General features: G+C 57.7%; 22 protein-coding genes. 8 read left to right on the forward strand and 14 right to left on the reverse strand.

Annotated features, from left to right (window positions below):
• Positions 1-139 precede the first annotated feature (139 nt).
• From bioD to bioB, 4 genes are read right to left on the reverse strand one after another with little or no spacing between them, the layout of a single operon-like run.
• The gene (gene bioD, locus QQZ17_RS22235) at positions 140-826 is read right to left on the reverse strand and encodes a dethiobiotin synthase (RefSeq protein ID WP_152405378.1); all 687 of its coding nucleotides are present in this window, start codon (positions 824-826) and stop codon (positions 140-142) included.
• Positions 819-1,574, reverse strand: a complete 756-nt coding sequence (bioC, locus tag QQZ17_RS22240) for a malonyl-ACP O-methyltransferase BioC (RefSeq protein WP_152405379.1) — start codon at positions 1,572-1,574, stop codon at positions 819-821. Before bioC ends, bioD begins: the two co-directional genes overlap by 8 nt.
• Positions 1,558-2,715 (reverse strand): 8-amino-7-oxononanoate synthase, encoded by a 1,158-nt coding sequence (gene bioF / locus QQZ17_RS22245; RefSeq protein WP_152405380.1) that lies wholly within the window; start codon positions 2,713-2,715, stop codon positions 1,558-1,560. Before bioF ends, bioC begins: the two co-directional genes overlap by 17 nt.
• On the reverse strand, positions 2,712-3,752 hold the full coding sequence (gene bioB / locus QQZ17_RS22250; protein WP_152405381.1) for a biotin synthase BioB: 1,041 nt from the start codon (positions 3,750-3,752) through the stop codon (positions 2,712-2,714). The genes bioF and bioB overlap by 4 nt, the downstream gene beginning before the upstream one ends.
• A 76-nt stretch (positions 3,753-3,828) precedes the next feature.
• On the opposite strand from bioB, the gene bioA reads away from it, so the two are divergent.
• Both bioA and QQZ17_RS22260 read left to right on the forward strand, forming a co-directional pair.
• Complete coding sequence (gene bioA / locus QQZ17_RS22255) at positions 3,829-5,118, forward strand: adenosylmethionine--8-amino-7-oxononanoate transaminase (protein ID WP_284554178.1); 1,290 nt, start codon at positions 3,829-3,831, stop codon at positions 5,116-5,118.
• Between the two features lie 58 nt (positions 5,119-5,176).
• Positions 5,177-5,653 (forward strand): kinase inhibitor, encoded by a 477-nt coding sequence (locus tag QQZ17_RS22260; RefSeq protein ID WP_152405383.1) that lies wholly within the window; start codon positions 5,177-5,179, stop codon positions 5,651-5,653.
• 93 nt (positions 5,654-5,746) lie between these two features.
• On the opposite strand, the gene hutH is transcribed toward QQZ17_RS22260, so the two are convergent.
• From hutH to hutI, 5 genes are all read right to left on the reverse strand, one after another.
• Entirely contained in the window at positions 5,747-7,267 is a 1,521-nt protein-coding gene (hutH, locus tag QQZ17_RS22265) for a histidine ammonia-lyase (RefSeq protein WP_152405384.1), read from the reverse strand.
• 1 nt (position 7,268) lies between these two features.
• Positions 7,269-8,954: a urocanate hydratase gene (hutU, locus tag QQZ17_RS22270; protein ID WP_152405385.1), complete on the reverse strand. Its 1,686-nt coding sequence runs from the start codon at positions 8,952-8,954 to the stop codon at positions 7,269-7,271.
• Between the two features lie 171 nt (positions 8,955-9,125).
• Positions 9,126-9,851: a histidine utilization repressor gene (locus QQZ17_RS22275; protein ID WP_152405386.1), complete on the reverse strand. Its 726-nt coding sequence runs from the start codon at positions 9,849-9,851 to the stop codon at positions 9,126-9,128.
• Between the two features lie 25 nt (positions 9,852-9,876).
• On the reverse strand, positions 9,877-10,818 hold the full coding sequence (gene hutG / locus QQZ17_RS22280; RefSeq protein WP_152405387.1) for a formimidoylglutamase: 942 nt from the start codon (positions 10,816-10,818) through the stop codon (positions 9,877-9,879).
• Positions 10,815-12,038 carry an imidazolonepropionase gene (gene hutI / locus QQZ17_RS22285; protein WP_152405388.1) on the reverse strand — a complete coding sequence of 408 codons (1,224 nt, stop codon included), beginning with the start codon at positions 12,036-12,038 and terminating at the stop codon, positions 10,815-10,817. Before hutI ends, hutG begins: the two co-directional genes overlap by 4 nt.
• A 223-nt stretch (positions 12,039-12,261) precedes the next feature.
• On the opposite strand from hutI, the gene QQZ17_RS22290 reads away from it, so the two are divergent.
• On the forward strand, positions 12,262-13,545 hold the full coding sequence (locus QQZ17_RS22290; protein WP_152405389.1) for a putative acyl-CoA thioester hydrolase: 1,284 nt from the start codon (positions 12,262-12,264) through the stop codon (positions 13,543-13,545).
• A 68-nt stretch (positions 13,546-13,613) separates the two neighbouring features.
• Here the strand turns inward: QQZ17_RS22290 and pgl are convergent, their stop codons facing one another.
• The gene (gene pgl, locus QQZ17_RS22295) at positions 13,614-14,609 is read right to left on the reverse strand and encodes a 6-phosphogluconolactonase (protein ID WP_152405390.1); all 996 of its coding nucleotides are present in this window, start codon (positions 14,607-14,609) and stop codon (positions 13,614-13,616) included.
• A gap of 222 nt (positions 14,610-14,831) precedes the next feature.
• Between pgl and QQZ17_RS22300 the strand changes: the two genes are divergently transcribed.
• Positions 14,832-15,650: a pyridoxal phosphatase gene (locus QQZ17_RS22300; protein ID WP_152405391.1), complete on the forward strand. Its 819-nt coding sequence runs from the start codon at positions 14,832-14,834 to the stop codon at positions 15,648-15,650.
• Here the strand turns inward: QQZ17_RS22300 and modC are convergent, their stop codons facing one another.
• The 4 genes from modC to QQZ17_RS22320 form a co-directional block, all read right to left on the reverse strand.
• Positions 15,651-16,709 (reverse strand): molybdenum ABC transporter ATP-binding protein ModC, encoded by a 1,059-nt coding sequence (modC, locus tag QQZ17_RS22305; protein ID WP_152405392.1) that lies wholly within the window; start codon positions 16,707-16,709, stop codon positions 15,651-15,653. It abuts the gene before it with no gap.
• 2 nt (positions 16,710-16,711) lie between these two features.
• Entirely contained in the window at positions 16,712-17,401 is a 690-nt protein-coding gene (gene modB / locus QQZ17_RS22310; protein ID WP_152405393.1) for a molybdate ABC transporter permease subunit, read from the reverse strand.
• Complete coding sequence (gene modA / locus QQZ17_RS22315) at positions 17,401-18,174, reverse strand: molybdate ABC transporter substrate-binding protein (protein WP_042320522.1); 774 nt, start codon at positions 18,172-18,174, stop codon at positions 17,401-17,403. Before modA ends, modB begins: the two co-directional genes overlap by 1 nt.
• A 256-nt stretch (positions 18,175-18,430) precedes the next feature.
• Positions 18,431-18,580, reverse strand: a complete 150-nt coding sequence (locus QQZ17_RS22320; protein ID WP_003023026.1) for an AcrZ family multidrug efflux pump-associated protein — start codon at positions 18,578-18,580, stop codon at positions 18,431-18,433.
• A gap of 128 nt (positions 18,581-18,708) precedes the next feature.
• Between QQZ17_RS22320 and modE the strand changes: the two genes are divergently transcribed.
• The 4 genes from modE (at position 18,709) to scpB (ending at position 23,617) form a co-directional block, all read left to right on the forward strand.
• Positions 18,709-19,497 carry a molybdenum-dependent transcriptional regulator gene (gene modE, locus QQZ17_RS22325; RefSeq protein WP_152405394.1) on the forward strand — a complete coding sequence of 263 codons (789 nt, stop codon included), beginning with the start codon at positions 18,709-18,711 and terminating at the stop codon, positions 19,495-19,497.
• A 191-nt stretch (positions 19,498-19,688) separates the two neighbouring features.
• Positions 19,689-21,833: a methylmalonyl-CoA mutase gene (gene scpA / locus QQZ17_RS22330; protein WP_152405395.1), complete on the forward strand. Its 2,145-nt coding sequence runs from the start codon at positions 19,689-19,691 to the stop codon at positions 21,831-21,833.
• Positions 21,826-22,821 carry a methylmalonyl Co-A mutase-associated GTPase MeaB gene (meaB, locus tag QQZ17_RS22335; RefSeq protein WP_152405396.1) on the forward strand — a complete coding sequence of 332 codons (996 nt, stop codon included), beginning with the start codon at positions 21,826-21,828 and terminating at the stop codon, positions 22,819-22,821. The genes scpA and meaB overlap by 8 nt, the downstream gene beginning before the upstream one ends.
• A 10-nt stretch (positions 22,822-22,831) precedes the next feature.
• Positions 22,832-23,617 carry a methylmalonyl-CoA decarboxylase gene (gene scpB / locus QQZ17_RS22340; protein ID WP_080950047.1) on the forward strand — a complete coding sequence of 262 codons (786 nt, stop codon included), beginning with the start codon at positions 22,832-22,834 and terminating at the stop codon, positions 23,615-23,617.

A 23,617-nucleotide genomic window follows, 5' to 3' on the forward strand; every position in this document is an offset into this window, starting at 1 on the left:
GGCCGTATGGCCTGCCGCCTGGCAAATTCCCGGTCCGGCCCACCAGGACGCACATAAAAAAAAATTATCGCTAAATTTTGATTTTTATCAGCTAACGAAGCGCCCCTGGCAGGCGAGATCTTGCTCGCAATTTCGCCTTTTACTCGTCCACGAGCAAAGAGAGATCCAGATATTGTCCTGTGACCGCGTTTTCGGCTCCAGCGTCAAGCCACGGGATTTCGCCTAACAGCGGCGCAGGGATGACCCGCTGAAGCGTCGTCATATACTCGTGGTGGCGTTTCCCCGGCGGCGTGACGTCATTCGCCACCCATCCGGCAAGCCGGAGTCCTGCCTGCTGTACCGCCTGCGCTGTCAGCATGGCATGGTTAATACATCCCAACTTTACGCCGACGACCAGGATAACCGGCAACCGCTCGTGCTGCACCCAGTCGGCGAAGGTAAAATCCTCCGCAAGCGGGGTAAACCAGCCGCCTGCACCTTCGACCAACAGCCACTCCGCCTGGGCATCCAGCGCGCGTAATCCCTCTGACATCACGTCAGCATGAATCGGCCTCCCTTCATCAGCGCTGATGATATGCGGTGAGGTGGGTTCCGCGAAGGTGTAAGGATTCACCGCCGCATAGTCCAGCGCCAGACTGCTGTTGCGCTGAAGCGCCAGGGCATCGCTGTTGCGCAGTCCTTCTGGCGTCATTTCACTGCCTGAGGCGACGGGTTTATAGCCAGCCGTCCGGTAGCCCAGACTGCGCGCCGCCTGTAGCAGCGCACAGCTGGCGACGGTTTTACCGACTTCCGTGTCGGTGCCGGTGACAAAATAACGTTTAGTCACGTGTAATCACTCCTGCAAAAAGATGGTAGGTCAGAGGATATTTCCCCTGCCGCTGGGGCCAGGCCAGTTGAAGCTGCTGCAACTGCGAGCGGGTTAAGACGCGCGACGTGCGCCCCTCGTGCAAATGGGTCGCGCCGATACCTTTCAGCGAGCGCATGGCGCTCAGAGCGTCATCAAATTCCAGCGTCAGGGAGATCGATTGATGATGCCCCTGCCAGCCGCGCATCGCGTCACACAGCGCCTCACGGGATAAAAACCGGTTGCCATGCGCCCGGTCATCCACCGCGCGCCAGGCCTGATGAAGCTCCGGCAGCGAGTCCTGGGCCAGCGTGGTGAAGGCCACACGCCCGCCGGGACGCACGACCCGGTAAAGCTCGCTTAGCGCATGATGCAGACTGTCACACCACTGCACGGCCAGATTGCTCCAGGCCAGGTCGAACGACGCGGTGGCTAACGGTAGCGACTCGATGTCACCGGCGAGATAGTGATGCGCCACATTCTGACGACGCGCCTCGTCCAGCATCCGGGCAGAGAGATCCAGCGCGGTAACCTGGCTGCCCTGCTCGCGCCAGTAGCGACTCAGACGACCCGGCCCGCAGCCGGCATCCAGCACCTGCGAAAACGGGCGTTGCGGCAGTTGCGCCAGCAAGGCGTCTGCGCTCAGACGCTGCAATGTGGCGTGCTGCTCATAGTGCGCTGCCGCACGGCCAAACGCCGCCGCGACAGCCTGCTTATTCACTTGCCCCATGCAGCACCTCCAGCAAACGATCGATATCCTCGGGCTCATGCGCCTGGGTTAACGTCAGGCGCAGACGGGCCGTCCCGGCGGGCACGGTCGGTGGACGGATAGCCGTGACCCAGCATCCCTGACGGCGCAGGGTGTCCGCCAGCCGTAGCGCGCGTGCATTTTCGCCGACAATCAGCGGCTGGATGGCACTGTGCGACTGCGCCAGGGTGAAATCGGCGTGATTGACTGATGAACGAAAGCGCTGGATAAGCGCAGCCAGTTTCTCCCTGCGCGCGTCACCTTCCTGACTGCGAATCACCGAAAGCGACGCCTGTAGCGCCATCGCCTGCGCAGGCGGCATGCTGGTGCTGTATATCAGATGACGGGCGAACTGCAGCAGATAATCGGCAACGCTTTCGGAGCACAGGATCGCCGCTCCGCTGACGCCAAACCCTTTGCCAAACGTCACCACCAACAGCGCCGGTTTTACCCGCTGCTGCCAGCAACTCCCGCGCCCCTCGTCCCCGCACACGCCAACACCATGAGCGTCATCCACCAGCAGCCAGGCCTTGCGGGTCTGTGCGGCGCGCTGAATTTCCGCAAGCGGCGCGCTGTCGCCATCCATGCTGAACACGCCCTCGGTCACCACCAGCTGTCGCCCCGAACAGGGGACATCAAGCAGGCGCGTGAGATGCGACGCGTCGTTATGGGTAAAGCGGCGAAGCTGCGCCGGACTTAGACTGGCCGCTTCCAGTAGCGAAGCATGGCTGAGGCGGTCAGCGACAATCCGGTCATCCTTTTCCATCAGCGCGGTAATCACCGCCTGGTTTGCGGCGAAACCGGAGATAAACAGCAGCGCGCGCGGATAGCCCAGCCAGTCGGCCAGTTCTTCTTCCAGTTGCTGATGGGCGATGGAATAACCGCTGACGTGACCCGAGCCGCCGCTGCCGACGCCAAACCGTTCCGCCCCCTGCTGCCAGGCGCGAACGATGCGTGGATGGTGGCTTAAGCCCAGATAATCATTGCTGGAGAAATTGAGATAGCGCTGGTCGTTCGCCTTCAGCCAGCGACCGGCCCCCTGCACGACCGTGTAACGGCGGCGCAGGGTGTCAGCCGAACGACGCGCCGTCAGCGCATCGTCGATTTTCCGTTGCCAGATCATACGGCAGCCGCGTTGTAGTAATCGTCGGTATCCGGCGTCAGCAGCGCCTGCTCCAGACGCGCACGCTGCTCGTTATCCCCCGCAAGCACCGACGTCTGCTGTGGATTCAGTCCCAGCTTGTGGAAGAGCTGGAGATCTTTGTCCTCTTCCGGGTTTGGCGTGGTGAGCAGTTTGCAGCCGTAGAAAATGGAGTTGGCCCCGGCCATAAAGCACATGGCCTGCGTTTGCTCATTCATCTGCTCGCGACCGGCGGACAGACGAACGTAAGAGGTCGGCATCATGATGCGCGCCACGGCAATGGTGCGAATAAAATCAAACGCGTCAACGTCATCGTTATCCGCCAGCGGCGTGCCCTTCACCTTTACCAACATGTTGATCGGCACGCTTTCCGGCGGAGTCGGCAGATTTGCCAGTTGCAGGAGCAGCCCGGCACGGTCTGTCACCGTTTCGCCCAGACCGACGATGCCGCCAGAACAGACTTTGATCCCGGCCTCGCGCACTTTGTCCAGCGTATCGAGACGCTCCTGGTAGGAACGGGTGGTGATGATGTTGCCGTAGAATTCCGGCGACGTATCGAGGTTGTGGTTGTAATAGTCCAGCCCCGCCTCCGCCAGTCGCTGTGCCTGCGATTCATCGAGCGTGCCGAGCGTCATGCAGGCTTCCAGCCCCAGCGCTTTCACCCCCTGAACCATTTGCTGCAAATACGGCATGTCACGCTCGTGCGGGTTCTTCCACGCCGCCCCCATGCAGAAACGGGTGGAACCCGCGTTTTTCGCTTTGCGCGCCGACTCCAGCACCTGCTCGACTTCCATCAGCCGCTCAGATTCAAGGCCCGTTTTATAGCGCGAACTTTGCGGGCAATATTTGCAGTCTTCCGGGCAGGCGCCGGTCTTGATCGACAACAGCGTGCTGACCTGTACCTGACGAGGGTCAAAATGCTGACGGTGAATTTGCTGTGCCTCGAACAGCAGATCCAGCAGCGGTTTTTCAAATAATTCGGTGACTTGCGACAGCGTCCAGCGAGAATGAGTGGTCATAATTTTATACTTTTTGTGGTGATAAGGGTGTAGACTTGTAAACCTAAAACTTTTTAATTTGGTTTACAAGTCGATTATGACAACGGACGATATCACTTTTGATCAGCGCCACATTTGGCACCCCTACACCTCTATGACGTCCCCGCTGCCGGTCTATCCCGTTGAACGGGCTGAAGGCTGCGAACTGATTTTATCCAGCGGTGAGCGCCTGATTGATGGCATGTCGTCATGGTGGGCCGCGATTCACGGCTACAATCACCCACAGCTCAATGCGGCGATGAAAACGCAGATTGACGCCATGTCACACGTGATGTTCGGTGGGATCACGCATGCCCCCGCCGTCAACCTGTGCCGTAAACTGGTCGCCATGACGCCCGCGACGCTTGAGTGCGTATTTCTCGCCGATTCCGGTTCCGTCGCGGTGGAAGTCGCGATGAAAATGGCGCTGCAATACTGGCAGGCGTTGGGTGAATCACGTCAGCGCTTCCTGACGTTCCGTAACGGCTATCACGGCGATACTTTCGGCGCGATGTCGGTCTGCGATCCGGACAACTCCATGCACAGCCTGTGGAAGGGCTATCTGCCGGAAAACCTGTTTGCCCCTGCGCCGCAAAGCCGGATGGATGGCGAGTGGGATGAGCGTGACATGGTGGCCTTCGCGCGCCTGATGGCGGCGCATCGTCATGATATCGCGGCAGTTATTCTTGAGCCGATCGTCCAGGGAGCGGGCGGTATGCGCATGTACCATCCGGAGTGGCTGCGCCGTATCCGCAAAATGTGTAACCGGGAAGGCATTCTGCTGATTGCCGATGAAATCGCGACCGGATTTGGCCGCACGGGCAAACTGTTTGCCTGCGAACACGCCGGGATCGCGCCTGATATTCTGTGTCTGGGCAAAGCGCTGACCGGTGGGACGATGACCCTCTCCGCCACCCTGACCACCCGCCAGGTGGCGGAAACCATCAGCGACGGCGAAGCGGGCTGTTTCATGCACGGCCCCACGTTTATGGGCAATCCGCTGGCCTGCGCGGTGGCAACCGCCAGTCTGTCTCTGCTGGAATCCGGCGACTGGCAGGCACAGGTATCGGCCATTGAAACCCAACTCCGTCAGGAACTCGCCCCGGCGCGGACGTCGCCGTGGGTAGCGGATGTGCGCGTGCTGGGGGCGATCGGCGTGGTGGAAACGACGCATCCGGTCAACATGGCGGCTCTGCAAAAATTCTTTGTGCAACAGGGCGTGTGGATCCGTCCGTTTGGCAAGCTCATCTACCTGATGCCGCCGTATCTCATTAAGCCAGCGCAACTGCGCCGTCTGACACAGGCAGTGAACGACGCTGTGCGCGAAGAAACGTTTTTTAACGCATAATTAACGGTAAGCTGTGGAGTTTCTGGCAACACTTTTTGGCAAGAATGAAGGAGAGTGCATGAAATTAATCAGCAACGATCTGCGCGACGGGGAAAAGCTTCCCCAGCGCCATGTCTTCAACGGTATGGGCTATAACGGCGATAACCTTTCTCCGCATCTGGCCTGGGATGAGGTGCCTGCCGGAACGAAGAGTTTCGTGGTGACCTGTTTTGACCCGGATGCGCCAACCGGTTCCGGCTGGTGGCACTGGGTAGTGGCCAATATTCCAGCCGACACCCGGGTGCTGCCGCAGGGCTTTGGCTCTGGCCTTGTCGCGCTGCCAGACGGCGTTATCCAGACGCGTACCGACTTCGGTAAAGCGGGCTACGGCGGCGCCGCGCCGCCAAAAGGGGAAACCCACCGCTATATCTTTACCGTTCACGCGCTGGATGTGGACAAGATTGACGTCGATGAAGGTGCCAGCGGCGCGATGGTAGGATTTAACGTCCATTTCCACTCGCTCGCCAGCGCGTCGATTACCGCGATGTTCAGTTGATCGTGTTGTGCCGGATGACGACGCTCACGCGTCTTATCCGGCCTACGGGAGGAATTTGTAGGCCGGATAAGCGTCAGCGCCATCCGGCGCTGTTCAAAGAAACTCCGGCACAAGCTGCAACAAGGTCCCCTGCGCAAGCAATTCTGTCGCACGCTCAATATCCGGGGCGAAGAAACGGTCCTGGGTATAATGCGCGACCTGCTCACGTAATGCGGTTCGCGCCTGCTCCAGTAGCGGACTTGACGTTAACCCTTCGCGTAAATCGATCCCCTGACAGGCTGCCAGCCACTCGACGGCCAGTACGCCGCGAGTATTCGCCGCCATTTCCCACAACCTGCGTCCCGCCGCCGGTGCCATCGATACATGATCTTCCTGATTCGCCGACGTTGGCAGACTGTCCACGCTGTGCGGATGCGCCAGCGCTTTGTTCTCACTGGCGAGCGCTGCCGCCGTCACCTGGGCAATCATAAAGCCGGAATTCACCCCACCGTTTTTGACGAGGAAAGGCGGCAGTTGCGACATGTGTTTATCCATCATCAGCGCAATACGGCGTTCGGAAAGCGCGCCTATCTCGGCAATGGCCAGCGCCAGATTATCCGCCGCCATCGCCACCGGTTCGGCATGGAAGTTACCGCCGGAGATGACGTCCCCCTGCTCAGCAAAAACCAGCGGGTTATCGGAGACCGCATTGGCTTCCGCCAGCAGCACGTCCATCACCTGGCGCATCTGCGTCAGGCACGCGCCCATCACCTGCGGCTGACAGCGCAGAGAATACGGATCCTGCACCTTTTCACAATTGTGGTGTGACGCCGACAGCGCGCTGGTCTCCGTCAGTACGTGGCGATACAGCGCCGCCGCGTCAATCTGCCCACGCTGCCCGCGCGCGGCGTGAATGCGCGCATCAAACGGGCGGCGTGACCCCAGCACCGCTTCGGTGGTTAACGATCCGCACACGATGGCGGACGCGAACAGCTCCTGCGCTTCAAACAGCCCGCGCAGCGCAAACGCCGTCGACGCCTGCGTGCCGTTAAGCAGCGCCAGCCCTTCTTTCGCCGCCAGCGTAATCGGCTCCAGCCCGGCTTTTTTTAACGCTTCCGTCGCGGGTAGCCATTCGCCCTGCCAGCGCGCCTTCCCTTCACCTAACAGCGTGAGCGACATATGGGCCAGCGGCGCCAAATCACCTGATGCGCCCACCGACCCTTTCGCCGGAATGTGCGGCCAGACTTCGGCGTTAACCAGCGCAATCAGCGCGTCTATCACGCTAAGGCGAATGCCGGAGAAACCGCGCGCCAGGCTGTTTATCTTCAGCACCATGATCAGGCGCACCAGCGCGTCATCTAACGCGTCGCCCACGCCTGCCGCATGCGACAGCACCAGCGAACGCTGCAGGTTTTGCAGATCGTCATCGGCAATGCGCGTTTGCGCCAGCAGGCCAAAACCCGTGTTAATGCCGTAGGCCGTACGCCCTTCAGCGACAATCGTGTTGACGCAGGCCACGCTGGCGTTAATGCCGTCGATGGCGCTGGCGTCGAGGCTCAGTTTAACCGGCCGCTGCCAGACTTCGCGCAGCTGTGAAAAGCTCAGATGGCCCGGCGTTAAGGTCATGGTGTTCATATCAGCATTTCCCCTGCGTTGCCGCAACCATCGGTAGATTCAGACCTTGTTCCACAGCGCACTCCACGGCGATGTCGTAGCCCGCATCCGCATGACGCATCACGCCGGTCGCCGGATCGTTATGCAGTACCCGGGCAATTCGCTCGGCCGCTTCATCGCTGCCGTCGCAGACAATGACCATCCCGGCGTGCTGTGAGAAGCCCATTCCTACGCCGCCGCCGTGGTGCAGCGATACCCAGGTGGCTCCGCTCGCCGTGTTGAGCAGCGCATTGAGCAGCGGCCAGTCGGACACCGCGTCAGAACCGTCGCGCATCGCCTCGGTTTCGCGGTTCGGACTGGCGACAGAGCCGGAATCCAGATGGTCGCGACCGATCACAATCGGTGCAGAGACTTCACCACTGCGCACCATTTCGTTGAACGCCAGGCCGAGTTTTTGCCGCCATTCAAGACCCACCCAGCAGATACGCGCTGGCAGCCCCTGGAAATTAATCCGCTCCCGCGCCATGTCCAGCCAGCGATGGAGGTGCTCGTCATCCGCCACAATCTCTTTCACTTTGGCATCGGTTTTATAAATATCCTGTGGATCGCCGGAAAGCGCCACCCAGCGGAACGGTCCGATGCCGCGACAGAACAGCGGGCGAATATAGGCCGGTACGAAGCCAGGAAAGGCAAAGGCGTTTTCCACACCCATCTCTTTTGCCATCTGACGGATATTGTTGCCGTAATCAAACGTAGGTACGCCCATGTCGTTGAACGCCAGCATGGCCTCGACGTGTTTCGCCATCGAACGCTTCGCTGCCTCTACGGTTCCCTGCGGATCGGAGAGCGCTTTCTGCTGATAGGTCTCCCAGTCCCAGCCGGAAGGCAGATAGCCATGCAAGGGATCGTGGGCGCTGGTCTGGTCGGTGACCATGTCCGGGCGTACGCCGCGTTTCACCAGTTCGGGCACGACGTCCGCCGCATTGGCGCACAGGGCAATCGAAACGGCTTTGCCTTCGCGAGTATATTTTTCGATACGTGCCAGCGCGTCATCAAGGGACGTCGCCTGTTCATCGACATAGCGGGTGCGCAGGCGGAAATCGATGCGGCTCTGTTGACATTCAATGTTCAGGGAACAGGCGCCAGCCAGCGTTGCCGCCAACGGCTGCGCGCCCCCCATGCCGCCGAGTCCGGCGGTTAACACCCAGCGCCCGCGCAGATTGCCGTCGTAATGCTGGCGTCCCGCTTCAACAAACGTTTCATAGGTGCCCTGCACAATCCCCTGACTACCGATATAGATCCAGCTTCCAGCCGTCATCTGGCCGTACATCGCCAGCCCTTTTGCATCCAGTTCGTTGAAATGCTCCCAGGTCGCCCAGTGCGGAACGAGGTTGGAGTTGGCGATGAGCACGCGCGGGGCGTTCTGATGGGTTCTGAATACGCCAACCGGTTTGCCGGACTGAACCAGCAGCGTTTCATCCGCTTCCAGTTGAGTCAGGGCATTGACAATCGCGTCATAGCACTCCCAGTTACGGGCCGCGCGCCCTATACCGCCGTACACCACCAGCTCATGCGGGTTTTCGGCGACGTCGGGATCCAGGTTATTCATCAACATGCGCAGCGGCGCTTCGGTCAGCCAGGATTTGGCCGTCAGCGTTGTCCCTCGCGGGGCGCGGATATCTTGCTGGCGATACTTGCTATGAGACATAACAACGACTCCTCACGGACGTGCCGGATACTGTTTATCCGGCATAATGGAATGATCGGGTGTGAGGTAAATATATACTTGTCTATACAAGACATAACAAGGCAGTAATTAACAAAAAAGATACATTTTTGTTATATTGCGTCAGCAATCACGCTTTTCAGTTCGCGTGATTCAGGAGGAGAAATGGCCCTGCAACCGGTAGCGAGACCCCGGGAAGAGCAGTCGCGCATGGGAAACGATCTGCGTGGCGGACCAGGTGGTACGACGAATCAGCAGACAAGGATCGGTCTCGCCAATATCCAGTAAGGCACACTCTTGCGCCGTAGCGCGCACTGCTTCAACAATGTGCTCCCCTTCCGTCAGCGGGGCAATCAACGACAGATAGGCATGTGGCGTGGTCTGACTGTAATCCTGCGCCAGATACGCCGGGACAATGTCGGCATTCACACAGCGATCTTCTATCTGTACCGGCTGGTCGTTTTCAAAATGCACCATCACAGAGTGGAAAATCGTCGTCCCTTCACTGACCTTCAGCACCGCCGCCTGTCGCGCATTGGCCGGTTTTTTTTCCAGAATCAGCACCTCGCAGTGATGCCGATGCCCCCGGGAGGCGATTTCGTCGGCAATACTGCGAATTTCAAACAGTGCAGACTGGCCTTTCGGCTCCGCGACAAAGGTTCCCACCCCCTGCAGGCGCACCAGCATCCCTTCGTCGGTCAGTTCGCGCAGCGCCCGGTTGATGGTCATCCGACTGAAGCCGTACTGCGCCACCAGCTCCGCCTCCGACGGAATGCGATCGTGCGGCTGCCAGACGCCGCTGGCGATCTTTTCGCTAATCTCGCGTTTAACCGTCTCATAAAACGGCGCGGGAGCAGAACGAGGGCGAGAGAGTGTCATGGGAATGTTTTACCTTATCAATCGATTACTGCCACCAATGGGCGATTTGCCAGCCAAGCCGCGCAGCCACGCGTGCCGACCTGCCATCATTATCAAAGCGAGGATTAAATTCAACCATATCCACCGCCTGGAGCTTACCGCTGCGACAAATAGGCTCAATCACCGTCAGCAGGGTCGCCAAGGGCACGCCCAGCGCCGCCGGAGCCGACACCGCGGGCATCTCGGCAACAGGCAGTACGTCGAGATCGACCGTCAGATAGAGTTTATCTACCTCGCTGATAAACGCCGCCAGCTGGGCGTGGGCTTCGCTGCACTGCAAATCTTCAACCACCAGCACGTTGCGCTTTTGCGCCTCATCCCACAGCGCCTGAGTATTTGCCGCCCGACTGACGCCGATGCAGGCGTAGCGGAACTCGCGCTGCTGCTGGTCGCAAAGCTGTGCCAGTTGGCGAAACGGCGTACCGGAAGTCGCCCGCCCGGCGTTGCGCAGATCCAGATGTGCGTCGAGGTTAACGATCCCTACCCGCTCGCCGGGGAACGCGTCGAAAATACCCGCCCCGTGGCCGAATGCCGTCTCATGTCCGCCGCCAAGAACGAAGGTGCGCATCCCGGCCTGATGACATCGAGAGACCGCATCACGCAGCGCCTGTTGCGCCCCTTCCAGATCCGCCGTCGGGGCCAGTAGATTCCCCATATCCACCAGTCGCTCATGCCCCGCGTGGCTCGCCAGGTTCGCCAGCGCACAACGCAGCGCGTCAGGCGCGCCGGCGGCACCAGGACGCCCTTGATTACGCTTAACCCCCTCATCGCAGGCAAAGCCGAGCAGCGCTATTTTGTCGCGATAATGCTCTGGCGAAAACGTCTGGCTGCGCGCTGTGGTCTGAAACAGACGCAGCGCGTTTGCGGCTTCACCGCTGTCATCTCGCCCCTGCCACAGATCAGGGGCAGCAGCTTCCCATTGCGTCATGTCATTTCTCCTCGAAATATGCGTTGATACAGCGGGTTGCGCCCTGGTTCATAGAGGATCTCCACCGGGTTTTGCGCATCCCAGACGTTAAAATCGGCAACGTAGCCCGCTTTTAGTTGTCCGTGCGTCGTCTGGCGTCCCAGCGCCTGAGCGGCATGACGGGTAACGCCCGCCCACGCCTCTTCCGGTGTCAGTCCAAACTGAACGCAGGCCATGTTCATCGCCAGGTGCAGGCTGATAAAGGGACTGGTGCCGGGATTGAAATCGGTCGCTACGGCCATTGGGATCTGGTAGCGACGCAGCAATTCAACGGGCGGACGCTGTGTCTCTTTCAGAAAATAAAACGCCCCCGGAAGCAGTACGCCAACGGTGCCGCTGTGACGCATCGCCGCCACGCCTGCTTCATCAAGATATTCAATGTGATCCGCAGAAAGCCCGTGATAGCGACTGACCAGTTGCGTCCCGCCAAGCAGAGACAATTGCTCAACATGCCCTTTGACCGGGATGCCTGCCGCCTGCGCCGCGTGCAGTACCCGCTCGCTCTGGGCCAGGGTAAACCCTACGCTCTCGCAAAACAGATCGACCGCTTCAAACAGCCCCCTTTCCCATAACTGCGGCAGTATCGTTTCGCAGACGTGGGTGATATAACCGTCAGGATTGTCCCGATATTCAACCGGTACGGCATGCGCCGCCAGCAGCGTGGGGCTGATTTCGATGAGATTCTCTTCGGCCAGGCGGGCCGCAACGCGCAGCATCTTTTCTTCTGCTGCCACATTCAGACCGTAGCCGGATTTCACTTCCAACAGGGTCACGCCCTCGCGTATCAGACGCGCGATCCGCGCCTGTGCAGAGGCAAAGAGCGTCTCCTCTGTTGCGGCACGCGTTGCCGACACGGTAGCGTTAATACCACCGCCCTGCGCGCTGATCTGCTGGTAAGAGACACCGTTCAGCCGTTGTTCCCACTCGCTGGCGCGGTTGCCGCCAAACACCAGATGCGTGTGGCAGTCAATCAGTCCGGGCGTCACCAGACGCCCCTGCAGGTCATGCGTATTGGCGTGCGCTGTCGGGAGTGATGTCTCCGGCACAATCGCCAGCACGCGCCCCTCGCGGATAATCAACGCATGACGGTCCAGCATGCCATACGGCGTCGGCTGCTCCGGGTCGAGCGTCGCCAGACGAAGGTTTCGCCAGAGCGTATCATCAGGTAACAGGTGTTGCATGCCCTCTCCCACTTGTCTTAGGTTGTATAGACATTTATTTGAGATCGCGCGCGGGAAGTCAATCATCCAGGGCAAAAATGTTACTTAATTGTGACGTTCGCGGTATCAGGATCCGCGAGGAGTGGTTTAAAAAACAACTTTTTAGCTTTTCGCCTTCCCGTTTTGCTCAACTTAGTATAAAAAAGCAGGCTTCAATGGATACTTTTATAGCCCGGAGCAACTCGTGAACACATCATCAGTTTCCCGTCTGGCGCTGGCACTGGCTTTTGGCGTGACGCTGACCGCCTGTAGCTCTACCCCGCCGGATCAAATTCCTTCCGATCAAACCGCGCCTGGAACCTCCTCGCGCCCCATTTTGTCGGCGAATGAAGCGCAGAATTTTGTCGCTAAAAACTATTTTTCTTCCCTGACGCCGAACACTGCGCCGTGGACGCCGTCCTCGATTTCTCTGCCCGCGCAGCCTGACTTTGTCGTCGGCCCGGCCGGTACGCAAGGCGTGACCCACACCACCATTCAGGCGGCAGTGGATGCAGCGATCACCACGCGCACCAACAAACGTCAGTACATTGCCATTATGCCGGGTGAGTATCAGGGAACCGTCTATATCCCTGCGGCACCGGGCAGCCTGACGCTATACGGAACGGGTGAAAAACCGTTAGACGTGAAGATTGGCGCGGCGATTGACGGTGAAATGAGCACCGCTGACTGGCGTCATACGGTGAACCCGGGTGGGAAATATATGCCAGGTAAACCGGCCTGGTACATGTTTGACAACTGCCAGAGCAAACGCGGCGCGAACATTGGCGTGATGTGTTCAGCCGTACTGTGGTCACAGAACAATGGCCTGCAGTTGCAGAATCTGACCGTTGAAAACAATCTCGGCGACAGCGTGGATGCGGGTAACCACCCGGCCGTTGCGTTACGCACCGACGGTGACAAAGTTCAGATCGACAAGGTAAACATTCTGGGCCGCCAGAACACCTTCTTTGTGACCAACAGCGGCGTGCAGAACCGTCTGGAAAATGACCGTCAGCCGCGCACCCTGGTCATCAACAGCTACATCGAAGGTGATGTGGATATGGTTTCCGGTCGCGGCGCAGTGGTGTTCGATAACACCGACTTCCGCGTGGTGAACTCCCGTACTCAACAAGAAGCGTACGTCTTCGCACCGGCAACGCTGTCGAACATTTACTACGGTTTCCTCGCCACCAACAGCCGCTTCACCGCCGCCGGTGACGGCGTGGCGCAACTGGGCCGCTCACTGGATGTTGACAGCAACACCAACGGTCAGGTCGTGATCCGCGATAGCGTGATCAACGAAGGCTTTAACATGGCGCAGCCGTGGGCTGACGCGGTGGTCTCGAAGCGTCCTTTCGCGGGCAATACCGGCGCGAAAGATGATAAAGGCGAAACCCAGCGTAACCTGAACGACACCAACTTTAACCGCATGTGGGAATACAATAACCGCGGTGTGGGCAGCAAAGTGGTGGCGGCACCGAAGCAGTAAGCATAAAAAAACCGGCATCCTGCGATGCCGGTTATTCTTTTTACTTGCGGGTTAAAAATCTACCCAAATTAATACGCGTTAACCACTACCCACATCGGGCCCTGGCCTACCGCATAACGTCCCTTTTCCGTCAACAACCCCTGCTCACCGGCAATCTCGTACACCGCAATATGGTGCGACTTCTGTCCGGCGGCAATCAGGTATTTCCCACTATGGTCAACGTTGAAACCGCGCGGCTGCGTTTCGGTTGGCTGGAAGCCCTCTTTGGTCAACACGCTGCCATCTTCTGAAACGCTGAATACGGTAATCAGGCTGGCGGTGCGGTCACAGGCATACAGATGACGACCATCGGGCGTAATGTGTATGTCCGCCGCCCAGCGGGTGTCAGAGAAATCAGCCGGCATCATATCCAGCGTTTGCACGCATTCGATGTCGCCGTGCGGATCTTTCAGCTCCCAGACGTCCACAGAACTGTTGAGCTCGTTGACGCAGTACGCATATTGCTGATTCGGATGGAAAGCCATATGACGCGGACCGGCCCCTTCAACGGTGGTCACTTCTGCTGGCTCTTGCGCCACCAGCTTACCGTCATCGCTGAGGGTAAACAGGCAGATGCGATCCTGCTTCAGCGCAGGCACCCACAGGGTGCGGTTGTCCGGAGAGATATTGGCAGAGTGACAGCCATCCATCCCTTCCACCACATCCACAAGCCCGGCCGGCAGGCCGTCTTCCAGACGCGTCACGCTGACGTTGCCCGCATTATAGGAGCCGACAAAGACGAAACGCCCATGATGATCGGTTGAAATGTGTGTTGGGCTGCCCGGCAGTGCGGATTCTGCGGCAAACGTCAGCGCACCATCATCCGGCGCAATCCGGTAAGCCAGCACGCGGAATTCAGGACGCACGCCCACGTAGAGATAGCGTTTATCCGGGCTGACCACCATCGGCTGAACCTGCCCGGGCACATCAACCACCTGTACCAGCTTCAACGCGCCATCATGACCCAAGCTCCAGACGTGGATCTGTTGGCTTTCAGGGCTGGCGGTATAAACGGTTTGCTTCATGAATGCTCCTCTGCTTTAGGCAACTGGCTGCAATAATGGAATACAGCTTAACGTAGTCGCTTTTAACGGTGAATGCTGAATCTATATCCGTCATACTTCAAGTTGCAGCCAACGCACCTGCAACTCGAATTATTCAGGGTATACGTACTAAATTTTGCCTGCTCCCCGTCCCGGTGTACCATTCAGGCAGACAAAATTTTCAATGTTAATCGGGATGACGATATGACCACTCGCGTGATTGCCCTGGATTTAGATGGAACCCTGCTGACCCCGCAAAAGACCCTGCTCCCCTCGTCTGTCGAAGCGCTGTCACGCGCCAGAGCGGCGGGTTACCAACTTATCATCGTCACCGGGCGTCATCACGTTGCGATTCATCCTTTTTATCAGGCACTGGCGCTGGATACACCTGCAATTTGCTGTAATGGCACTTATTTGTATGATTATCACGCAAAAAATGTTCTTAAGGCCGACCCCCTACCGGTTGACCAGGCGCTGCAGCTTATTACATTGCTGGAATCGCATCAGGTTCATGGTCTGATGTATGTCGATGACGCCATGCTGTATGAGCATCCGACCGGCCATGTCATTCGCACATCAAACTGGGCGCAGACGCTGCCACCGGAACAGCGTCCGGTCTTCACTCAGGTGCCTTCACTGGCGCAGGCGGCGCGCGATGTCAACGCGGTCTGGAAATTCGCCCTGACAGACGACGATATCCCTAAACTGCAGCAATTTGGCAAACATGTCGAACAGCAACTGGGCCTTGAATGCGAATGGTCGTGGCACGATCAGGTCGATATCGCCCGTCAGGGTAACAGTAAGGGCAAACGCCTGACCCAGTGGGTCGAATCTCAGAGCAGTTCGATGGAAAACGTGATTGCCTTCGGGGATAACTACAACGACATCAGCATGCTGGAAGCGGCCGGTACCGGCGTGGCGATGGGCAATGCTGACGACGAGATCAAAGCACGTGCTAACGTCGTCATCGGCGACAACACCACCGACAGCATTGCGAAGTTCATCTATAGCCAACTGCTGTAATCAGGCGGTTATGGATACGCTCTTGATTTGCGCGTACAGCCACAGGCCAGGTTTGATCCCCAGTTCATCCCTGGCCCACGGGCTTATGCGCGCCCACAGCGTTTTGCCCCCGACCTCAAGCTGAACTTCCACCTGCCCGTTATCGTCGTAGCAGTGGGTCACCTTCGCGCGCAAAATATTGCGGATACTGGTCTGCTGCGGCGGTTGTAGCACCAGTGAAACATCCGACGCCTGAATACGAATGCGCAACGAGGCTTGCAGCGGTTCATTGAGCTTATTGACCCACAAATGCTGGTCGCCCAGCGCCAGTGCCGTCATGGCGTAATGCGGATGATGCTCCAGCACGCTCACCTTCAGGATGCTGCTCTGCTGTTCTTTCGGCAGCCACGGATGCATCACGCTGCTGCTCCAGACCTCTTCGAGCGCACCAAACGCCTTCACCTGACCGTCTTCCAGTACCATCACGTTATCGGCCAGATGGAGAATCTCGTCGAGCGAGTGGCTGACGTAGAGCATGGGAATGTTGATCTCCCGCGCCAGGCGTTGCAGATAGGGCAACAGTTCGCGCTTACGCGGAATATCCAGCGAGGCGAGCGGTTCATCCAACAGCAGCAATTCCGGCGCGGTCAGCAGCGCCCGGCCAATCGCCACACGCTGTTTTTCACCACCGGAGAGGCCGCCCGGCAGTCTGTCGAGCAGGGGCTCAATACCTAACAACGCCACCAGCTTATCAAACTGACCGGCCATGCTTTTCGCCATGCCATAACGCAGATTGCCGCGTACTTTATAATGCGGAAACAGGCGCGCATCCTGAAAAACGTAGCCTACCCGACGTTTTTCCGGCGTCAGACAAATATGTTTTTCCGTGTCGTTCAGCACCCGTCCGTTGAGCACAATGCGCCCTTTCTGCGGTCGAGTCAGGCCACTGATGGCATTGATGAGCGAGGTTTTTCCGGAACCGGAGACGCCGAAAATCGCGGTGATACCGCTGGCGGGCAGCGTTTCGTTGAGCGTGACGCAATGGGTGCCCAGCGTCTGGGAGAAATTGAGTTCCAGCATGATTATCGCCCCGCCCGCTCGCGGCTGAGCCGCGCCAGCCATTCAGAAATCAACAGTGAAATCAGCGCCAGTACGATGGAGATAAGGCACAGTCGCGCCGCTGCGCTTTCACCGCCAGGCGTCTGGATCAGGGTATACATCGCCGAAGGAATGGTGCGCGTTTCTCCGGGAATGTTGGAGACAAAGGTAATCGTAGCGCCAAACTCGCCCAGCGAGCGGGCAAATGCCAGCACCGTGCCGACAATAATGCCAGGCAGCGTTAGCGGGAGAGTAATGGTGAAGAAGACGCGCCAGCGTCCAGCGCCCAGCGTCCGGGCGGCTTGTTCCAGCTTGATGTCCACCCCTTCCAGCGCCAGCCGGATGGCGCGCACCATCAGTGGGAAAGACATCACTGCCGCCGCCAGTACCGCGCCGCGCCAGCTAAAGGCAAAGGTAATACCAAACCAGTCGTACAGCCACTGACCGATAAATCCGCGCCGTCCCATCGAGACCAGCAGCAGATAACCGACCACCACCGGCGGTAACACCAGCGGCAGATGCAGCACGCTATCCAGTAAGGCTTTGCCTGGGAAGGTGCAGCGCACCAGCAGCCAGGCAAAGAAGATCCCAAACGGCAAACTAAACAGCACGGCCAGGGAAGACACTTTCAGGCTCAGGAAAACGGCCTGCCATTCGGGATCGGTCAATATCATTACTTGGTCGTAAATCCGTAGCGTTTAAAGATTTCAGCAGCCTGCGGTCCTTTCAGGTAATCATAGAACGCGCTGACCGTAGCGTTTTTATGTCCATCGACAATCGCGATGGGGTATTCCACTTTTTTGTGCGAGTCTTCCGGGAAGGTGGCCACGACTTTAACCCCTTTGCTGGCAACCGCGTCAGAACCGTAAACGATGCCCAGCGGCGCTTCGTTACGCTCGACCAGCGCCAGCGCGCCGCGCACATCTTCTGCTGGCGCCAGTTTCGGTGACAATGTTTCCCAGGCACCCAGTTTCTGCAGAGCTTCTTTCGCGTAGATCCCCGCCGGAACGTGTTCCGGATCGCCCACCGCCAGACGTCCACCGTTCAGCAGCGTCGTCCAGTTGGTTTTACTGTCGATCGTAAAATCTTTCTGCTCACTGGCTTTTGGCGCAACCACCACAAGGCTGTTGCCCAGCAGCGTCTGACGCGATGCCGTATCAATCGACTTTTTATCTACCGCGTAGTCCATCCATTTCTGATCGGCAGAAATGAACAGATCCGCTGGCGCACCGGCTTCTATCTGGCGAGCCAGCGTCGAAGATGAAGCAAAAGAGGAGACCACGTCGACATTCTTCTCTTTTTTGTATTCTGCCGCGATATCCTGCATCGCGTTAGTCAATGACGCCGCTGCAAATACCGTGATTTTCCCTTCATCCGCCAGCGCATGTCCGGCAACAGTCAGTGATAATGTTGCCCCAGCAAACAGGCGTAACCATGTACGAGCCATCTGTAACTCCTTTCGAGTGTCGTTATGTAGACGCAAATATAACGACAAAGCAACGTTTTTCCCAGAAGTTATTGATACCTATAAGAGGTTACGCAAAGAAAATATCGGCAGGAATGAGGAGAACTTGAGAAACAATCCCCATTGGATTTCGGGTTGCATTAGGGCGGCAAATCTTTGAGCGATCGGGCGCGGCCAACAAAAATGCGGCCTGAAAGACGAAGGAGACAAAAACGCCCGACTGAGCGGGCGTTTGAAATCAGTGATTCTGTCTGGACTGGTCTTTCTGACCGATACCGGAGAAAATGTTGAACACTTCACCGAGACCGTAAATCAGACCCAGGATGATGGCCATCACCACAGGTACCATGATTACGGCGAATACCAGACTTTTCAATAACTCTAACATGGTCAACTCCTGATATAGTCCTTGTAGTATTCTAACCGCATCACTGAGAAAAGCACTCCCCTTTTGTGCGGTCGGCTTTGCGTCTCTGTGGTTTTCCGTCACAATAACCTTTTTACCAGGATCTTGTTATGCAAGCCGAAATCCTTCTTACCCTGAAACTTCAGCAAAAACTGTTTGCCGATCCCCGACGCATCTCTTTGCTCAAGCATATTGCACTTTCCGGTTCCATTAGTCAGGGCGCGAAAGATGCAGGCATCAGCTATAAGAGCGCCTGGGACGCCATCAATGAAATGAACCTCCTCAGCGAGCAGACGCTGGTCGACCGAGCGACAGGCGGCAAAGGCGGTGGTGGCGCAGTGTTGACCCGCTACGGGCAGCGCCTGATCCAGCTTTACGATCTGCTGGGGCAGATTCAGCAAAAAGCCTTCGATGTCTTAAGCGACGATGACGCGCTGCCTCTCAATAGCCTGTTAGCGGCGATCTCGCGTTTTTCCCTGCAAACCAGCGCGCGTAACCAGTGGTTTGGCACCATTACCGCCCGCGATCGCGATCAGGTGCAGCAGCATGTCGATGTGCTGTTAGCCGATGGTGAAACGCGGCTGAAAGTGGCGATTACCGCCCAGAGCGGCGAGCGACTGGGGCTTGATGAAGGCAAAGAAGTCCTCGTACTGTTGAAAGCGCCGTGGGTGGGGATCACCCAGGACGACGCCATCGCCCAGGCGGCGGATAACCAACTCCAGGGCATTATCAATCATATTGAACGCGGCACAGAACAGTGTGAAGTATTAATGACGCTGCCGGACGGTCAGATACTGTGCGCCACCGTACCCGTGGATGATGCCGCATCGCTGTCCGAAGGCGCTAACGTTACAGCGTATTTCAATGCCGACAGAGTGATTCTCGCGACATTGTGCTGAGTATCGCCGCAGCAGTATAACGGCGGGAAGTTACTCGCCGTTATTTTTTCTTTGAAATTCATTACAAAATGAATAATCCCACCCGGCAAAAAACGACGCATCGTTGGCTATTTTTTGCTGGCGACAGGGGGCATTAAAAAGCTCATCGTACCCGCAATACCCTCTTTTTATTGCGGATTACGGAGCAAAAAATGTCAGACTTACCGGAGTGGCAGACACTCGCCAACAAGGAGCTCAGCCGACGGGGAAAAACCGTCGAGTCGCTGGTTAAACAGACAGCGGAAGGCATTGCCATCAAGCCGCTGTATACCGAAGCCGATCTCGATAAACTGGAAGTCACCGGCACCCTTCCCGGTCTGCCGCCTTACGTACGCGGACCGCGCGCAACCATGTATACCGCGCAACCGTGGACTATCCGTCAGTACGCCGGTTTCTCTACCGCCAAAGAGTCTAACGCTTTCTATCGTCGCAACCTCGCCGCCGGACAGAAAGGCCTTTCTGTGGCTTTCGATCTCGCCACCCACCGTGGTTATGATTCCGATAACCCACGCGTCGCGGGCGATGTCGGCAAAGCGGGCGTGGCGATAGATACCGTCGAAGACATGAAGGTACTTTTCGACCAGATCCCTCTGGATAAGATGTCAGTGTCGATGACCATGAACGGCGCGGTACTGCCAGTGATGGCGTTTTACATCGTCGCGGCGCAAGAGCAAGGCGTGACGCCGCAGCAGCTAACCGGAACCATTCAGAACGATATTCTGAAAGAGTACCTGTGCCGCAATACCTACATCTACCCGCCAACGTCCTCAATGCGAATTATCGCCGACATCATCGCCTGGTGTTCGGACAACATGCCTCGCTTTAATACCATCAGCATCAGCGGCTACCATATGGCCGAAGCGGGTGCCAACTGCGTGCAGCAGGTCGCCTTTACGCTGGCCGATGGCATTGAATACATCAAAGCCGCCCTTTCCGCCGGACTGAAAATTGACGACTTCGCGCCCCGCCTTTCGTTCTTCTTTGGCATAGGCATGGATCTGTTCATGAACATCGCCATGCTGCGCGCGGCGCGTTATCTGTGGAGCGAAGCAGTTAGCGGTTTCGGCGCAACCGATCCGAAATCCTTAGCGCTTCGCACCCACTGCCAGACCTCTGGCTGGAGCCTGACCGAACAGGATCCGTATAACAACGTGATCCGTACCACTATCGAAGCGCTCGGCGCCACGCTTGGCGGCACCCAGTCGCTCCATACCAACGCCTTTGACGAAGCACTCGGTCTGCCCACCGACTTTTCCGCCCGCATTGCACGTAACACGCAGATAATCCTTCAGGAAGAGTCAGAAATCTGCCGCACCGTGGATCCGCTTGCCGGATCATACTATGTGGAATCGTTGACCGATCAGGTAGTGAAACAGACGCGGGAGATTATCAGGCAGATCGACGAGGCTGGTGGGATGGCAAAAGCTATCGAAGCCGGGCTGCCGAAACGGATGATCGAAGAGTCCTCTGCCCGCGAACAGTCGCTGATCGACCAGGGCAAGCGCGTGATTGTCGGCGTCAACAAATACAAGCTGGAAAAAGAAGACGCAACGACCGTACTGGAGATAGACAACATTAAGGTGCGTAACGAGCAGATCGCCTCGCTGGCGCAGGTCCGCGCGACCCGCGATGATGCCGCAGTTAACGTCGCGCTGGCGGCGTTAACCCACGCCGCACAGCATCATGAGAATCTGTTGGCCGCCGCCATTCATGCGGCGCGCGCACGCGCCACGCTGGGTGAAATCTCCGACGCGCTGGAATCCGCATTTGACCGTTATCTGGTGCCAAGCCAGTGTGTCACTGGGGTGATTGCGCAGAGCTACCATCAATCCGAGAAATCGGCCTGCGAGTTTGACGCCATCGTTGCGCAGACCGGGCAGTTCCTCGAAGACAATGGTCGCCGTCCCCGCATTTTGATCGCCAAAATGGGCCAGGATGGTCACGATCGCGGTGCGAAAGTGATCGCCAGCGCCTATTCCGATCTCGGGTTCGATGTCGATCTCAGCCCGATGTTCTCCACCCCGGAAGAGATCGCCCGTCTGGCGGTAGAAAACGATGTACACGTCGTCGGCGCCTCATCGCTGGCGGCCGGTCACAAAACGCTCATCCCTGAACTGGTCGCCGCGCTGAAAAAATGGGGGCGTGACGATATCTGCGTGGTCGCCGGCGGCGTGATTCCCCCCCAGGATTATGCCTACCTGCAGGAGCTCGGCGTAGCGGCAATTTACGGCCCCGGCACGCCGATGCTGGACAGCGTACGCGATGTGCTGAGGCGGATAAGCCAACATCATGATTAACGAATCCACGCTGGCTGACACCGTGAGGCTATTACGGCAGGGAGAACGGGCCACGCTCGCCCAGGCCATGACGCTGGTGGAGAGTCAACATCCTCGCCATCAGGCGCTGAGCGCACAACTGCTGGATGCCATTATGCCTTTCACCGGCAACGCGCTGCGCCTGGGCATCACGGGCACGCCGGGCGCCGGGAAAAGCACGTTTCTGGAGGCTTTCGGTACGCGTCTTACCCGCGACGGACTGCGCGTGGCGGTGATTGCCGTCGATCCCAGCAGTCCTGTCAGCGGTGGCAGCATTCTTGGCGACAAAACGCGAATGACCGAACTGGCGCGATCGGATGCGGCCTTTATCCGCCCGGCGCCCTCGCGTGGTCATCTGGGCGGTGCCTGCCTGCATGCCCGGGAACTGGTGCTGCTGTGCGAAGCGGCGGGGTTCGACGTTGTGATCGTTGAAACCGTCGGCGTTGGACAGTCGGAAACGGAAATCGCTCACATGGTGGACTGCTTTGTGTCGTTACAAATAGCCGGTGGCGGCGACGACCTGCAGGGCATCAAAAAAGGGATCATGGAAATGGCGGATTTGATTGTCATCAACAAGGATGACGGTGAAAACCACAACCACGTCGCCATCGCCCGCCATATGTACGAAAGTGCACTGCATATTTTGCGCCATAAATATACCGAATGGCAGCCGCAGGTACTGAGCTGTAGCGCACTGGAAAAGCGCGGTATTGACGAGGTCTGGCAGGCCATCTGCGATTTCAGAACCCAGTTAACCGCCAGCGGACGACTGCAGCAGGTGCGCCAGTTGCAGGAAATTAACTGGTTGCAAAAACAGACAGAAGCCGAGGCGCTGCGGCTCCTGTTCTCCCGTGACGACTTCGACCGCTATTACAACCTGACGCAGCAGGCCGTCAAAAATAACCATCTCTCGTCACGCGCCGGTCTTCAGCAAATCAGCGAATACCTTCTGAATCATTACTTTGAATAAAGAGAAAAATATGTCTTATCAATACGTTAATGTTGTCATTATCCGAAAAGTGGCAGTCATTGAGTTCAACTATGCCCGCAAGCTGAACGCCCTGAGCAAAGTGTTTATTGACGATCTCATGCTGGCGCTCAGCGATCTCAATCGCCCGGATATTCGCTGTATTATCCTGCGTGCACCAGCCGGTGCGAAGGTATTTTCCGCCGGTCACGATATTCATGAGCTCCCCGCTGGCAGGCGCGATCCGCTCTCTTATGACGATCCGCTACGCCAGATCACCCGCATGATTCAGAAGTACCCAAAACCGGTTATCTCCATGGTCGAGGGCAGCGTCTGGGGAGGCGCATTTGAGATGATCATGAGTTCCGATCTGATCATCGCAGCCAGTACCTCCACGTTCTCTATGACTCCGGTCAACCTCGGCGTTCCGTACAATCTGGTCGGTATCCACAACCTGACTCGCGATGCGGGTTTCCATATCGTCAAAGAGCTGATCTTCACCGCCTCCCCTATTACCGCACAGCGTGCGCAGGCGGTCGGTATCCTCAACCACGTTGTCGCCGTCGAAGAGCTTGAGGATTTCACGTTGCAGATGGCGCACCATATCTCGGAAAAAGCGCCGCTTGCCATCGCGGTGATAAAAGAAGAGCTACGCGTGCTTGGCGAAGCGCACACCATGAATTCCGACGAGTTCGAACGTATTCAGGGAATGCGCCGTGCCGTTTATGACAGCGAAGATTATCAGGAAGGGATGAACGCGTTTATGAATAAACGTAAACCCAATTTTGTCGGCCACTGA

The organism is Citrobacter sp. T1.2D-1 (genome assembly GCF_950098555.1).
GTDB classification, from domain to species: Bacteria; Pseudomonadota; Gammaproteobacteria; order Enterobacterales; family Enterobacteriaceae; genus Citrobacter_A; species Citrobacter_A telavivensis.